Source organism: Paenibacillus nuruki, assembly GCF_001721045.1.
In the GTDB taxonomy this organism is placed as follows: Bacteria; Bacillota; Bacilli; order Paenibacillales; family Paenibacillaceae; genus Saccharibacillus; species Saccharibacillus nuruki.
The window spans coordinates 54,186-69,806 of the sequence record NZ_MDER01000046.1; the positions used below are offsets into that span (position 1 = coordinate 54,186).

Annotated in this window: 14 protein-coding genes; 9 read left to right on the forward strand and 5 right to left on the reverse strand. The window is 38.7% G+C overall.

What is annotated here, in order from left to right:
• The first annotated feature begins 78 nt into the window (after nucleotides 1–78).
• Nucleotides 79–1,401, forward strand: a complete 1,323-nt coding sequence (locus PTI45_RS13945) for an amidohydrolase (RefSeq protein WP_069328211.1) — start codon at nucleotides 79–81, stop codon at nucleotides 1,399–1,401.
• Between the two features lie 168 nt (nucleotides 1,402–1,569).
• The gene (locus PTI45_RS13950) at nucleotides 1,570–2,178 is read left to right on the forward strand and encodes an undecaprenyl-diphosphatase (protein WP_069328212.1); all 609 of its coding nucleotides are present in this window, start codon (nucleotides 1,570–1,572) and stop codon (nucleotides 2,176–2,178) included.
• A 110-nt stretch (nucleotides 2,179–2,288) separates the two neighbouring features.
• On the opposite strand, the gene PTI45_RS13955 is transcribed toward PTI45_RS13950, so the two are convergent.
• A complete protein-coding gene (locus tag PTI45_RS13955) occupies nucleotides 2,289–2,633 on the reverse strand; it encodes a DUF3243 domain-containing protein (RefSeq protein WP_069328213.1) in 345 nt (114 codons plus the stop codon).
• Between the two features lie 376 nt (nucleotides 2,634–3,009).
• On the opposite strand from PTI45_RS13955, the gene PTI45_RS13960 reads away from it, so the two are divergent.
• Together PTI45_RS13960 and PTI45_RS13965 are read left to right on the forward strand one after the other, a co-directional pair.
• On the forward strand, nucleotides 3,010–3,588 hold the full coding sequence (locus tag PTI45_RS13960; RefSeq protein ID WP_069328214.1) for a hypothetical protein: 579 nt from the start codon (nucleotides 3,010–3,012) through the stop codon (nucleotides 3,586–3,588).
• A 216-nt stretch (nucleotides 3,589–3,804) separates the two neighbouring features.
• Entirely contained in the window at nucleotides 3,805–4,359 is a 555-nt protein-coding gene (locus PTI45_RS13965) for a hypothetical protein (protein WP_069328215.1), read from the forward strand.
• Nucleotides 4,360–4,473: 114 nt separating this feature from the next.
• Here PTI45_RS13965 and mprF read toward each other — a convergent pair whose 3' ends face one another.
• Both mprF and PTI45_RS13975 read right to left on the reverse strand, forming a co-directional pair.
• Complete coding sequence (gene mprF / locus PTI45_RS13970; protein ID WP_069328216.1) at nucleotides 4,474–7,119, reverse strand: bifunctional lysylphosphatidylglycerol flippase/synthetase MprF; 2,646 nt, start codon at nucleotides 7,117–7,119, stop codon at nucleotides 4,474–4,476.
• Between the two features lie 342 nt (nucleotides 7,120–7,461).
• Nucleotides 7,462–9,105 (reverse strand): multicopper oxidase family protein, encoded by a 1,644-nt coding sequence (locus tag PTI45_RS13975; RefSeq protein ID WP_175425188.1) that lies wholly within the window; start codon nucleotides 9,103–9,105, stop codon nucleotides 7,462–7,464.
• A 379-nt stretch (nucleotides 9,106–9,484) separates the two neighbouring features.
• On the opposite strand from PTI45_RS13975, the gene PTI45_RS13980 reads away from it, so the two are divergent.
• Nucleotides 9,485–10,414 carry a cellulose binding domain-containing protein gene (locus PTI45_RS13980; protein ID WP_069328217.1) on the forward strand — a complete coding sequence of 310 codons (930 nt, stop codon included), beginning with the start codon at nucleotides 9,485–9,487 and terminating at the stop codon, nucleotides 10,412–10,414.
• 168 nt (nucleotides 10,415–10,582) lie between these two features.
• Nucleotides 10,583–11,449 carry a VOC family protein gene (locus tag PTI45_RS13985; RefSeq protein WP_069328218.1) on the forward strand — a complete coding sequence of 289 codons (867 nt, stop codon included), beginning with the start codon at nucleotides 10,583–10,585 and terminating at the stop codon, nucleotides 11,447–11,449.
• Nucleotides 11,450–11,558: 109 nt separating this feature from the next.
• Here PTI45_RS13985 and PTI45_RS13990 read toward each other — a convergent pair whose 3' ends face one another.
• Together PTI45_RS13990 and PTI45_RS13995 are read right to left on the reverse strand one after the other, a co-directional pair.
• On the reverse strand, nucleotides 11,559–11,984 hold the full coding sequence (locus PTI45_RS13990) for a DUF4190 domain-containing protein (protein ID WP_069328219.1): 426 nt from the start codon (nucleotides 11,982–11,984) through the stop codon (nucleotides 11,559–11,561).
• A 144-nt stretch (nucleotides 11,985–12,128) separates the two neighbouring features.
• Nucleotides 12,129–12,590 carry an IDEAL domain-containing protein gene (locus tag PTI45_RS13995; protein ID WP_069328220.1) on the reverse strand — a complete coding sequence of 154 codons (462 nt, stop codon included), beginning with the start codon at nucleotides 12,588–12,590 and terminating at the stop codon, nucleotides 12,129–12,131.
• A gap of 186 nt (nucleotides 12,591–12,776) precedes the next feature.
• Here PTI45_RS13995 and PTI45_RS14000 point away from each other — a divergent pair, with 186 nt between their 5' ends.
• The 3 genes from PTI45_RS14000 to PTI45_RS14010 all read left to right on the forward strand — a co-directional run bounded on the left by PTI45_RS14000 (nucleotide 12,777) and on the right by PTI45_RS14010 (nucleotide 15,483).
• A complete protein-coding gene (locus tag PTI45_RS14000; protein ID WP_069328221.1) occupies nucleotides 12,777–13,277 on the forward strand; it encodes a mismatch-specific DNA-glycosylase in 501 nt (166 codons plus the stop codon).
• A gap of 119 nt (nucleotides 13,278–13,396) precedes the next feature.
• Nucleotides 13,397–13,984, forward strand: coding sequence for a TetR/AcrR family transcriptional regulator (locus PTI45_RS14005; protein ID WP_069328222.1), 588 nt, complete (start codon nucleotides 13,397–13,399; stop codon nucleotides 13,982–13,984).
• Between the two features lie 47 nt (nucleotides 13,985–14,031).
• Entirely contained in the window at nucleotides 14,032–15,483 is a 1,452-nt protein-coding gene (locus PTI45_RS14010; protein WP_069328273.1) for a DHA2 family efflux MFS transporter permease subunit, read from the forward strand.
• The last annotated feature ends 138 nt before the right edge of the window (nucleotides 15,484–15,621 follow it).

Below are 15,621 nucleotides of genomic sequence, written 5' to 3' on the forward strand. Positions count from 1 at the left end.
TGCTTGACCTTAACGTTACGTCAATGTATATGGTGAAAAAGTAAATCATCACTTCATTATACAGGAGGCAGTACACCTATGCGTATCCATATCCGTAACACGACTATTTTGACCATGAATCAGGAGGAAGAACCTTTTATCGGTGATATTGTTATTCATAATGATCAGATTGAACATGTGATCCGTACAGATCGACAATCTATAGAGTCTATAATTCCACCACTTACAGGTGATGATGTTCAAGTTATTGATGGTACAGGGAAAGTCACGATGCCAGGCTTGATTAATGCTCATCAACATACACCGATGAATTTGTTAAAAGGATTTTCAGATGATCTTAAATTAATGGATTGGTTGGAAAAGAAAATGTTTCCGGCAGAAGCTCGAATGACACCAGAAGATATCTATTGGGGGAGTCAATTATCAATGGCGGAAATGATTCGTTCAGGGACAACGACTTTTGCCGATATGTATATGCATATGAATCAGATTGCTCAAGCTGTGGATGAAGTGGGCATGAGAGCATCATTAACCCGCGGATTGGTTTTTCATGATGATGATCAAGGTGTACGTATTCGCGAAGCGATAGAACTGGTCGAAAGCTGGCATGGACAAGCGAAGGGACGGATTACAACGATGTTTGGCCCTCATGCGCCTTACACCTGTCCACCTGAACCTTTGAAAGAAGTAATGCATTTGGCAAAGCAATATGACTTGCCGATTCATATTCATCTGGCAGAGACAAAAGAAGAGGTGATAACGATGCGTGAACGTTATCAGCAGACACCTACGCAATATTTGTATGAGTTAGGGTTATTTGAACAATTACATGTGATGTTGGCACACAGTGTTCATTTAACCAAACGAGATATTCAATATCTTAAAGGAATGCGTGGAGGTGTTATTCATAATCCAGTCAGCAATTTGAAATTAGGATGTGGTATTGCTCCGATTACTGAAATGAAGCAACAAGGCATAACCGTAGGATTAGGAACAGATGGAGCAGGAAGTGCCACTACGCTTGATATGTTTCAAGAGATCAAAGCAGCAACATGGCTCCAAAAGTTAGATTATGGTGACCCGACAGTACTACCTGCCTATCAGTCTTTACAGATGGCTACAATTGAAAGTGCCAAGTTACTAGCTATAGATCATGAGACAGGATCATTAGAAGCCGGGAAAAAAGCAGATATGATTCTTATCGATCTGAATCGACCCCATTTGCAACCCGTGCATAATATTGTCTCGCTACTGGCGTATAGCGTAAATGGAGCAGATGTAGATACTACGATTGTAAATGGTAAGATCCTTATGCAAAACCGTCAATTATTAACGTTAGATGAGCAAGAAGTGATGCGTCAGGGCAATAGACGAGCCAAACGAATTGTAGAAGGCATCTAATTTCCTAATGGATTTTGAAAGTAAGCACAACCTGATCTAAGCCACTCTATCTAGTCTATAGATAAAGTGGCTTTTTTTACATTAATTTTACAATAAATTTACACTAAGTTGATAAAAGAAGGTGATTGCTTTAAAATATTAGGCTGGGATGTAAAGGAGGAACAGCAATTGAATTTTTCGCAAGTAGACTATGAAGCTTTTCGCTGGATTAATGATGGAGCAGAAGTATTTTCATTTATCAATCCATTGATGTTGTTTTTATCAAAGTATGCGGTAGTGTTTTTTGTGATTGGAGCATTGATTTATTGGTTTACACGGGCACATGCTAATCGCCGAATGATCACTCAAGCATTATTATCTGCAATGATCGGATTTACGATGAGTTGGATATTAGGCAAATTATTTTATCGCGATCGACCCTTTGTCAGTCATGAAGTGTTCCAATTGGTACATCATGAAGCAAATGCTTCTTTTCCTAGTAATCATGCTTTAGGTGCATTTGTGATTGCCATGACGATCTGGTTATTCCGTCGCCGTGATGGTTGGATCTGGTTGGTTCTGGCTTCAGGAATTGCGATTGCTAGAGTATGGACAGGTGTGCATTATCCTACAGATGTTCTTGCTGGAGCTTTACTAGGAGTGTTGATTGCGGTTGTAGTACATAGAGTATTTACACGAATATCACTCGCCAAAAGCTTAATGGAATTAGGAATTTATCATTATGAACAAGTTGAAAGCAAAGTGTGGCGCAAACCAGGCTATCGCAATCGTTTATAAAAGAATAAAAACAAAAAAATCTGCTTGAGATCATGGTGTCTAGTTTCAGACATTTCTGATCAGAAGCAGATTTTTTGATCTATAATTTAATCTATAAATGACAAATTGTTTTATTTATCGGCTTGAACCATACGCACCAACAAATGAGCTAGCTTGTGACGTTGGTCTTCGTCGCCTACTTTCCACAATTCATATAGCAATTTCTCTTCACGATTACGTGGTTCTTCATGAGCGGCTAGATAATCAGCTACTTTTTGTGCGATTTTGGCTAATTTTTCTTCGCCTAATCCGATAGATTCGCCCAATTGAATACGTTTGCCCAAATAAGATTTGAACGATTCAAAGTTGCTTAAAATATCATCTTTCTGATCATCACTCAAACGATTTAGTGTAGTTTCCACCTGTCCTGTTGCAATTTCGCCGTCTTTTTTCACGATATGTGATTCTTCTGACATTATGAATTCCTCCTCGTTGTTTGTGGTGTACTACGATATATATAACCTGATTCGATTTTTCTAATCTGCTTACGATAAACTTCTTTTGAATCATTACTCTCAGGTATTAGGACAAGGTATTAATTTTGTTAATCACTTTTAACTTTATTGCAACTTTTGAATAGAAATAGTGAAGTATACTGAATATAGAAACAAGCCAATCCGACAAGTACACACAAGATCGAACATGTGTATCCACGTATAATTGGAAAAAAGTTACATGATTCTGTGAGTACTAATTACGGGTAATAAAGGCTACACCCGGTTAACGAGTTACCAACACATAATTGTTGGCGGTCTATTGAGCTGACCGACCATTTTAAGGAGAGATGAAGCGATGTTTAAAACAATGATGGGTATTTTTGGTGCAGGAGCTGCTTCATTGATCCTCTTGACTTCTGGAAGCATGACTCAGACTTCAGGAACGGTCACAGCTGAAGCGGCTACAGTTACACAGAGTGTATATGAAGATACGTATACACCAACAGCGAATGTACCTGCTGACGGTACATATACCGTCTTTATCAACAAGATTGAACGTGATACCAATGCAAGTCATTATGAGCTTACTGTAGATCCAATCAACTGGTATACAGGAGAAGCAGCTAATGTTGAATTTAATAAAGAAAATCCGAATAGTGGGATAGACGGAGCACCGGATGGTTATTATATTACAAATGAGGATACACAAACATATCATTACGCTGTAGCAGCCAATCCTAAAGTATTGATGCAAATTTACGATCATACAGGTCAATGGCAAGATATTGATACCAATTGGGATGAGCCTGTAAGTATTCAGAAGCTGAATGCCATTTTCCAAAAACCTGATCTACTTGATCCTACTTCGTTTCCTTACCATATCACGGTAAAAGATGGACAAGTGACCAAAATCGTACAGCAGTTTATTCCTTAATACGCTGTGACATCAAGATAAATCTTCAAGGGACTGTTGTACTGGCGCAATTATAGACCAGTGAAGCAGTCCCTTTTCTATACCTAGCCAAATCACATAAATTTTGCGGAGTCGTATCAATCTGGTATGATCTTTATATACGCTTTAATGCTGAATAGGTGATCGTTTGCAACTTTTGCCACAGTTATGCGTTACACTACTTGAGGAGGTGCATTTATGATGCAACGAAATATTCAATTACTACTGAAACGGACTCCATTTGCATTAATCTTGTTAGTCGGCATTCTAATGTTGGCAGCATGTGGCAATAAGGAGCAACCAGCAACAGCTCCTGCTGAAAATGGTAGCACTGGAACAACAGACACGAACACAAGTACAGAGGTAACACCACCAGCTACAGGGACTACAGATGACTCTTCATCTGAAAGTGTAGAAGACAACAATGAGGCTACAGATGACAATACAGCTGGAACGACTGAGGAAAGCGTAGAAGCAGATGATAACAACGAATCTACAGATACGACATCCAATTCCACTGAAGCTGAAACGAAAAGTGCTACAGGTACATTTACAGGACTTGCAGACGAACATTCTGCTGAGATTATGGTAGATGGTCAACCTATGGTATTCCAATTGAGCGATGAAGCTCAAACTGTTGCAGGAAGCTTGAAAGAAGAAGCAAAAGTTAGCTTCCAGTATACAGAAAAAGCTATTCCTGGTGACGATACAATCAAATCTATGACAATCACTAAGCTACAAGAAGCTAAATAAGAGAGTCCTATCGATACCACAGTATAAAAAAAGCTCCAAACCCGCCATATGGTGAGTTCGGAGCTTTTTTTGTACAATGCATTTCAAAAGTAATTCTATAAAAAACATCTACTATTATACAGGTTCTGCTTGTTCAGGACGGCGCGATACCAGTCGAACCAGATCAAGGGTAAGGATAGGGAGCGCCATACCTGCTGGATAAGCTAAGTATCTCGCTTGCCATTCCGGTGAGAATTTTTCTTTATAACGACGTAATCCTTCAAATCCATACCAATGTCCACCATATTGGAAGACCAGACGCGCTAGTTTTTCTTCACGGTGTGCATTTTGATTTTCACCTACACTCGAAAGTGGAGACATGCCTAGATTGAAATACGAATATCCTTGTTCTTTGGCCCATTCGATCAAGCGTACAAATAATACATCCATGGTACCGTTCGGTGTATCGTTCAAATGACGCATCAGATCAATAGAGATGACTTTATTCTGATCGTAAGCAGGAGCCAGTGTTGCAAAAGCTAGAATCTGACCTTCAGCATTACGCAATAGAGCCAAAGGAGAACGCTGGATATACGGTTCATTGAACCATCCTAAAGAATACGCTTTTTCTTTACGATCGCCTAACCATTCATTAGAAATCTGACGTAGTTCTGCTAACAGATCAGCATGATAGGGAGGAGACAGTACTTCGAATGTCTGTCCTTCACGATCTGATTTGTTTTTGGCGGTTCGTAAGTTTTGATTGCTTTTCCCTGTTAACGTAAAGGTCGCTAATGGAACAAGTGCTTCTTCACCAAGCTTGAAGAAGTTATACCCATTTTCATGATAGATCGAAAGATATTCAGGAGCTGCCTGATAAAAGACCACTGTTAATGCATAATGATCGGCATAACTTTGAAATTCTTGAATGGCTGCGCCGACCAGACTTTTATTACCAATCGGATCACCAAGCACAATTAATTTATCACGCACACGGGAGTACGGAATGAGAATTTGATCATTTTGCGCCCAGTAGAAGTTTTTATCACCAAGATAGAGTAGATGTGTCAGTAAATTTCCATCTTCTTTAGCAATAAAGTCAGTGAATTTCTCAATCTGAGCTTCGTCTGGACGAACGCCAGTGTACCGATGCGGACGAAGGGTAAAAATCGATGCGATCAGAATCAAAGCACCAATAAATCCAATTACCGCGGTCACCGCATATTCATGTGGATCTAAAAACCAGTGTTGAGCACGTAACGGTAAATGACGCAAAATAGCAGGATGAATATGAGTTCCAATCACGTAATACGATAATGCTGAGATGAAAGCAAGGAATGCCCATATCCAGATACTGCGTGCAGACATACTTGTACTTTCACGGTTAAAGCGAGCACGTGACACCCATAGCACCAAAGCTACAATTAGCAAAATAATCGCTTCTTCGTAATCGAATCCTTTGGCAAATGTAAAAATAGCTCCGGTTAACAATAACGCCCCTGTTAACAAGTAAGCACGCCGGATACGAAGTGAAATTCCTCTAGAAACAATAATAAGCATAATACCGATGATAACGGATAATTGTTCTGAGAAACGCATAAGCGGTAAAGATAACAAATGTTCCATAAAACGCAAACGGTCGATCAGACCCGGTGTTGCCGCAGATAATAGTAATATTACACCACTGGCAAAGACTAATTTGCCTAATGCCCATGCACCTAGATCGCTAAGCAATCCGAACTGAGAAGGCCATCCCCAGAATTTAACCCATGTGTTACGAGAAGCATCGAGACTGGTTGTCAGCATTTCACGCATTTGCTTACTGCTCGGGCTCATTTCAAAAGCAGCCAAGACCAGACCGATTAACCATGGAACAACAAAATAGAAAATACGGAACAATAACAAAATGGTAAGTGCGCGAGATGGATCAACACCTAATGTGTGTAAGCCAAGTAGTGCAATTAGATCGAATGCTCCGATACCACCTGGAGCCATACTGATAATCCCTGCAATCGCTGCTACAATGTAGACACCGAATACAGGAGCAAATGGCAAATGATTCAGGTCATAAAAAGCGAATAGCCAGAACAATGTACCTGCACAAGCCCATTCTAGAACCGAAGAACCGATCGAAGCGGCAATTACTTTCCACGGTAATTTACCCTCGCCTTTGTGAAACCATTTAGCAAATAATGAAGAACGTTGCATCAATAAAAAGAAAGGGAAATACAATGAAACTCCCCATACTCCAAATCGAAGCCATGGATGTTGCTGGAAAATAGGTTCAACCGGAAAAACGCCGATTAATGTTAAACAGCCGAGTAAAGATAATCCAACGAGAACGATAGGGGATAAGAATAAGACTGCTGCGCCCATCGTTTTCATAGGTACGCCACTTTTCTTATACAGCAATGTACGTAACCCTACGCCTGTAAGACCTGCGAATCCAATCATATTGTTAAATGTATTGGCAATCCATGCATAGCGGTATGTTGTTTTCCAATTGACATCGAGCTTAAATTGCTTGCGTAGTAAATAATCATAAGTACTCATTGCCGATACAGCGATAAAAGAAGCAATGATTAATTGAATAACGATATGAACAGGCATCATTCGTAATTCATGAATAATTTTGGCTAAGTTAATATTCTGAATCTCATGTCTTCCGTATACAAAAATAATGGCCAAAATAGCTACAGGAATCAGTATCCTAATAATTTTAGCGCGGTATAAAGCTGTGAATAGTTGTAAAATTTTAAGCTTTCGAAGCGATTCTCTCATTGTCTCGTCGACTCCACCTTTTAGACAGATTGAACTTATTATTTTTTTAGTACAGCATATTTATTCATATAGTATTCTTTGCCAAATGATGTATAGCTTAATATCCCTACCTATCATACTACATCGGTATGTGTAAAACACATTTTGAGATCGTTCTAGCAATCATTTGTATATTTCAACATAAATGGAATAAAAAATCCCTTCTAGTTGAAGTGTAAGGTTCATACAATGATGAACATGTTCTCACTATCTACTACAAGGGCAGAATATAACTATAATAAACAATTCTTTTATGATTTTATTTACACTAATGTAACGAATATGAGAATCAGATCAAGCTTTTCACTCTGAAATATTACCAGCTTCAGGATCAGGATGATACTTGGTTTGATAATCTTCATAGATGACATCAGTCATCATGCCCATAGAAGCATGGTGCAATTCATGGCAATGTACCATCCACATCCCCGGATTATCCGCACGAAAAGCAATGACATAAGTGTCACCAGGTCGCACATTGATGGTATCTTTCCAGATCGGTGAACCAGATAAAGCTTGTCCGTTTTTGGATAAAACTTCAAAAGAGTGTCCATGTAGATGCATCGGATGATCTTCATTTTTGGACTCATTTATCAGTGTGATTTTAACAGCATCACCGGTTTGGACTTTGAGTTGACTCACTTGTGGGTAAGCTTCTTGATTAATCGTATAGGACATTTTACCATCAATCACACCCATATCCAAATCTAACGTATATTCACGATCAAACACAGACTTCAATCCAAATTCACTTGTTGTCGGTTGACCATAAGTCGTTAGATCAAGAGGCTGTTGATGGTCTGATGGTATAGAAGTCATTTGTGCTTGATATGAAGTTATCTTCTTAGTTATTTCTGTTAGCGTACGTTTAGATCCTTTGGGTTCAATCACAATAGGAATACGAACCGATTGGGCAAATGAAGAATCTCCGACCATACCGATCCATTGTATGCCTGTCGTATCCGCTGTAAATTCGATATCATACCGTTCTCCCGGAGCAATCACCAGTAAGCCGTTACTTAGCGTCTGAGGTCGATTGATATCATGTCCATCGGTCGCTGTCACACGATAAGCATCCGAATGAATATATAAAGTCTGTGTCATATTACCAGCATGAACCAAGCGTAAACGTACGCGGTCTCCTTGATGAACAACGATAGGCTCTATCAAATCTCCGCTGCGTCCATTTACCGTATAGAGATTATAAGCACCCATATTACTGTTTATAGCTAATGTATTGCTTTCACTCTCAGGAACAGTGGTATGAGGATCTGACCACTCATCTATTACCAGTGTGTGATCAGAAGAGACGGTATCCTGTTTCTTTTTCACAATAAAGGAGCCATATAATCCTTTACCAATCTGATTCAAGCTATCTTGATGGGAATGGTACCAGTACGTTCCTGCTTGATTGGCCTTGAATGTATAGGTGAAGCTTGCCCCCGGTTGGATCGCATCTTGAGTCATACCAGGTACACCGTCCATTTCATTAGGCAAAACAACACCATGAACATGAAGAGCAATGGGCACTTTTAATTGATTTTTCAAATGAATCGTTACGGTATCGCCTTCGGTAACTTCTAATTGTGGGCCGGGAACCGAATTATTGAATGTCCATACAGGCAAATATTTACCCTTTTCGATTTCCAAATAAGACGTTTGAGCGACTAGATTGATTTGATTATTTTGGATAATAGAAGGTAGTGTAGTTATCTTCGCTGGACGCTCTGTTGTACTGCCTTCTGGAGCAGATGCTGTTGTACCTATATGATCCATCGACATAGAATGCTCTTCATGTTGTGCGTTTGAAGTAGATGAATTCGGTGGAGTAGTCGTTGGTTGTGCTGTAGAACTGCAACCTGCGATAAGAAGAATCATAAGAAGATAAGTCAAGCTTAAAGATGTTTTGGTAGTTGTGGAAGACAAATAGAGCCATAATCGATTCAATGTATATTCTCCTCTACTAATGTAAGATTGTTCTATTCTATTATGCCTTTTTTTAACTTCCATATTTCAAAAAGGAATTGTCATTTTCTTGACGATTGATCTGTGGATAGCAAATAATGGTGGGTGACAAAAATGTTACTTTTTGTTGAATAATGTGTTTAAACGCATTACTTACTGTTTAATAATCATTCACGAGGCTCTGTTGTTAGAAGCTGTTAGAAGCTTCATTTTGACAATGTATGCAGTTATTTTGCCCAAAAGGAGGATCGATCATCAGTACCACATAGAAGCGAAGAGCCGAATACTTAATGCAAGACCCGATGAATGGATTGAAGAGCACATATGATCTAACCATAACAATAACGGAGGTATACGATTCATGATCAACAAATCTAAAAAAGCTTCACTTCTATTAGCGGCTACGATTTTAGGTACAACAGCAGGTAGTTTTTTGGTAGCGCCAAGCGCTCATGCAGCGATCGAAAGCAATGTCGTTAAAAATGATATTAACTGGGATATGCCTTCTGCTCCAGCAGCACCTTCTGATGTAAATGCTCGTGCAGGTTCTGAACAAGTGGTATTAACGTGGGCACCTATAGATAATGCCAAAAGTTATGACGTTAGACGTTATAATGTAGTCAATAACACATATGATAGTGTAAAAGCAAATGAAACGACTGTTTTGACAACAGGTGTAACGGATGCAGTGTATATGGATACTTCCGTAACAAACGGTCAAATTTATGGTTATGTAGTTAATGCTGTGTATGGTGATGGACAGGTGAGTCAAATGTCGATGCCTGTGATCGCTACGCCAATGGAATTATCCGGAAATGTGAAAGACTCCATTGTGTTGCAATACAAATCAGGAACAACAGCCGGTACAAACAGTAGCGTGATTCAACCTACATTCAACATTATGAATACGAGCGGTACACCTGTGAACTTGAGCGATATTCGTGTTCGTTACTATTTCAATGGTGGAAAAGAATTAACAGCTAAAAACTTCTCCGCAGGTAATATCAGTTTTGGTTCTCGCAATATTGAACCTAACTTTGTTAGCTTAGAGAAAACATACAAACAAGCAGACAGTTACCTTGAATTGCTATTTAATGCTGAAGCGGGAATTATCAGAGCAGGTGACGAAACAGGCCCAATGACTTTTACTATTCAAAAAAATCAAAGTGGTACTTCTCAAGACAATGATTATTCCTACAATAACAGCTCCGAATTAACAGAATGGAATAAAGTAGCTGTATACTATCAAGGTGATCTTGTATGGGGAACAGAACCTGATCTAAATAACTAATATGGTGCTAGTGCAAAAAGTGATCTTTTAAAGATCACTTTTTTTGCTTTACCATATAATAAAATTTCAACTACATACGTGATTGATATTAACTTATACTTGCATAGTTACTTTCTAAATGGTAACATACTTATATAAAATAACTAAAGAAAAGAAAGGGACTTTCCTATGAATACTTCCGTGATTAGTCCAGCACTTCAAATCGGACTTGTTAAGCTTCGTATCAGTCAATTAGAACGTTCATTAACGTATTATACCGAGGTTATTGGACTTAAAATATTACGCCAAGATCACAAAACAGCAGATTTAACCGCCGATGGACATACAGTATTGCTTCAACTAGAAGAAATCGAAAATGCTAAAATTTTACCACGCCAATCGGTAGCGGGTCTGTACCATTTTGCTATTCTGGTTCCTGACCGTACAAGCTTGGGATTGGTTCTTCGTAATCTTGCAGTTCGTAATCAACAGATCGGGCAAGGAGATCACTTAGTAAGCGAAGCTTTATATTTGTATGATCCAGATAATAATGGGATTGAAATTTACGCCGATCGTCCTCGTTCTACATGGCAAAAAGATGAGCGCGGGCAATATATTATGGCAACAGATCCTGTCGATGTTGACGGATTATTAGCATTGGCTGAAGGTAAAGAATGGACAGGGCTTCCAGCAGGTACCATTATTGGGCATGTTCATTTCCATGTACCTACATTAGCAGCGGCTCGTCAATTTTATGTAGATACTTTAGGATTTGAAATTGTCCTTACCGATGATCGTAGTGTGCTGTTTATCTCAGCGGGTGGATACCATCATCATCTTGGTCTGAATGTATGGGCAGGTGTAGGTGCTCCTGTAGCTCCAGCGGATGCAGTAGGCATAAGCTATTATACTTTGAAAATGCCAGATCAAGCTTCAATTCAAGAAGTCGCTCATCGTGCCCGAGCAGCCGGTATTCCTGTTGAAGAAAAAGAAGGACAATTGTGGTTAACCGATCCTTCTCATATTCAAGTTCGTTTTTATAGTGATGCTTCTTAAATCAACTATGTATTCAATTACAAGATGTGAAATTAAGATTATCAATACAAAAAAACCGATGCGTTGATGCACCGGTTTTTTGATGATGTCTTTTTGTCTTTTTGTCTTTTTAATAAAAAGAGTCGGTATTCATATCTGTTTCTACACCGTCTTCATAATAAGAATCTTCACTATATGAGCCTTCGCTTGTTCCATAAGCAAGTGCAGCAATAAAAGCAAACACGATAAAAGCGATCATAATTAAATGAATTAATGTACCTAGTCCACCACAGATTAAGCCTGCAATTGCCATGCCTTGACCTGCTTGTCTACGTGTTTTTAATTCCTTCAGTGCGAGAATACCAAATATAATTCCCAATATTCCGATCACAATACCTAACCCCGGTAGCATGAGCAGCGCAGCTAATGAAGAAATACCTAGAACAAGAGCAGCGATCGCTTTACCATTATTGGTCATCGGGTATTGGGGTGGATAAGGAGCAAATGGGGGAGGATTCTGATTGCCAGGTGGATAATTCGGTTGATGTGGGTCCATAAAAGTACCTCCTTAAAATATGTATAATTGATCCGCTTTTTTTACTTCTTATCATACCATTGAATCCACATATAAAAAACAGGAGACTTTTCTGGCGGGAAAAGTTTCCTGTGGGGTAAACCATACTATAGGGTTAGCAAACGTTTAGATCGAAGTATGACTTGAAAGCGGACGAGTTAGGTTCAAATACATCGCAGTCAGCTCATCAAACCATGTTTTGTCTTTGCTGATCAAAGCGATATCGATTAGATTTTTCAATTGTTCTGGTTCTAATGTAACAGCATCTTGGAAAGAAATTTCTGCTGAAGCGGTAACCACACCTAGAGAATCTTGTTGTAAATATACACGGATCGTACTGTCCATATATTCTTGTCTCAAAAAGTAAATAATTTCGCTCATCAGAATCGGACGAGAGTGAGTAGGGTAGGTACACTCCATAACTTTAACCCAATAATGCTTGTTAGTCAGTTGAACTAAACCGTTCTCGTCAATCAATCTATGGTCTGCTTCAATATGGTAACTAAGATCGAATGTTTGTATAGGGAAATTTTTGCTTAATTGTTTATGAAGGACAGCATAAATTTCTTGTTCGTTTAATTTAATCATGCTAATCATTCCTTTGCTATTATATATTTTTATAAAACGTTTTGGATTGTAAGGGTCAGGTCAACTTTTCAGGTGATGATTTGCAGATTATCAAGCTGTTAAAATATATATCGGTCAATAGACTCATATTTTGTATATATTTTGTCGAAAAAAAGGAAAAAATGTTATAGGAAATGAGGACTATATATGTCAGAAGTTGAAGATCATTTAAAAAAGGGGCTATCTATTCTATTTATCGGTTTTAATCCAAGTCTGAGATCTGGAGAAGTAGGGCATCATTATGCTAATCCACGCAACCGATTTTGGAAAATTCTTTATGAAGCTGGTCTTACAGATCGCTTGTATACACCTGGTGAAGATAGTGAGCTTTTAGAATTAGGTTATGGATTTACTAATATTGTTTCTCGTCCTACACGAGGGGCAGAAGATATTCTGCCAGAAGAATATGCGACCGGTCGACAAGAATTACGAGAGAAACTTACAAAATACCAACCAGAGATTGCTTGTTTTGTTGGTAAAGGAGTCTATCTTCAATATAGTCAACGTGCCAAAGCATCATGGGGGTTCCAAAAAGAACCTATAATAGAAGGAATACGAGAATTTGTAGCTCCTTCTTCTAGTAGTCTGGTGCGAATGCCTGTTGACGATATTATTGATATTTATCGACATCTTTCTGATGAACGATAAGGGTAAATTAGAATACAATCAAAATAAAAGATTGAACAAAATAAAATTTGACAATATGATCAAAAACCGTTTTAATTATGTAGACCGATCGTTATAATGAATTTGAAGGATGTGAATGTATGGGTGAAAAGTCTAACTCACGCGATCTGATTGTAGAGACAGCAGCGAGACTTTTCTTTTCACAAGGGTATCATGCCACAGGGCTGAGCCAGATTATCAAAGAAAGCGATACGCCTAAAGGTTCTTTGTATCATTATTTTCCAAATGGCAAAGAAGAATTAGCTTATGTCTGTATTGAAAAGACCAATGAACATGTATTGGAAAAGTTCAAAGCTGTTTTTGAACAACATCAGACAACAGGCGATGCGATTCAAGCCTTTATTCGCGATATGGCAGACGATACTGAAAAATCCGGATTTACTGGCTTTTTACCCTTTAGTTTTTGGGCAGCAGTAGAGACTTCGTGTATTAGTAACAAATTGCGCTCGGCTTGTCAGGACGTATTTACAGATTGGCAAGAAGTGATTGCTGATCGTCTACAGCAGGAGGGTGCTTTGGAAGTTCGTGCTAAGGAAGCAGCATTACTCATGATCTCGATGATGGAAGGGGCTTTGATTATTAGTCTGACCAATCAAAGTAAACAACCTATGTTGACAGCAGCAGACTATTTGTCAGCGATGATGAAGACAGCAGTATTAACAAAATAAACAATAGATAGAGATAGTTTTAGGAGGATGGGAACGTGGACGTAAGTATGAACGCAGATGCTATCAAGGATAAGCCTGAAGGAAGAAAGTACAAAGTATTACCGATTATGATTTCATTGCTATTGAGTGGATTTATCGGCTTATTTAGTGAAACAGCATTGAATGTAGCGATTAGCTCATTGATGGGACTACTTAGTGTAGATGAAGCTACGATTCAATGGTTAACGACAGGATATCTATTAGTATTAGGTATTCTCGTACCTGTATCAGGGCTATTGCTACAATGGTTTAGCACAAGACAACTATTTATTACATCGTTAACTTTTTCGATTGTCGGAACGATTGTTGCGGCTTTGTCACCTAACTTTGAAATACTGTTAATTGCACGTGTATTACAAGCAGTAGGTACAGGATTATTGTTACCACTACTATTTAATACTATTTTGATTATTTTCCCGATTGAGAAGCGTGGAGCAGCCATGGGCTTGATTGGTCTAGTTATTATGTTTGCACCAGCGATTGGTCCTGCAATATCAGGTTTGATTTTAGCTAATTTAACATGGCACTGGATTTTCTGGATTTCATTGCCGTTTCTTGCAATTGCTTTGATCTTCGGAATATTGTTCTTAGAAAATGTATCTAAGATCACCAAACCTAAAATTGATATTCTTTCGATTGTGTTATCAACACTTGGATTCGGCGGAATCGTATTCGGATTCAGTAGTGCAGGTGAAGGTTCTGGAGGATGGGGAAGCCCTGTTGTAGTCGGAACATTATTATTAGGAGCTGTTTCATTGTTATTGTTTGGCTTCCGCCAGATGAAGATGAAGCAACCAATGATCAATCTTCGTGCTTTCAAATTCCCGATGTTTACAATCGGTCTGATTCTTGTATTTATCTGTATGATGATGATCTTATCTTCTATGTTGATCTTACCGTTATACTTGCAACAAGGTATGGCTTTGACGGCTCTAGGAGCAGGTCTTGTATTATTACCGGGTAGTTTACTGAATGGTTTCTTATCTCCAGTTATGGGTCGTTTATTTGATAAATTCGGTCCGAAATGGTTAGTCATCATCGGTTTGTCGGTTGCGACGATCGCTTTGTTCTCATTCACTAGAATTCATTCAACAACGCCTGTCGGTCTGATTATTGGATTGCATACCGCACTAATGGTGGGTATATCTATGATTATGATGCCAGCACAGACGAATGGTCTGAATCAGTTACCACGTGAATACTATCCAGATGGTACAGCGATTATGAATACATTACAACAAGTGGCTGGTGCGATTGGTACAGCATTGGCTGTAAGTATTCTAAGTGCAGGTCGTGCTAACTTCTTAAGTGGAGTCGATAATCCGAAAGATCCAGCGAATGTGCTGTCCGCATTTACAGTAGGGGTGCAACATGCCTTTATCTTCGCTGTTGTGATTGCTGTTATCGGTCTGATATGCGCATTATTTATCAAACGTGTCAATGTAAAACACGGTATGTAATGATGTGATTAAGCCATCTGAACTCCTCAATCTGGGGATTCAGATGGCTTTTTTAGTCCTATTATCGCAATAGCTTTGGTAGGAATATCATGATTTAGTTTAAAAGATAAAGTACACCTATACTATATAGAAGAAAAA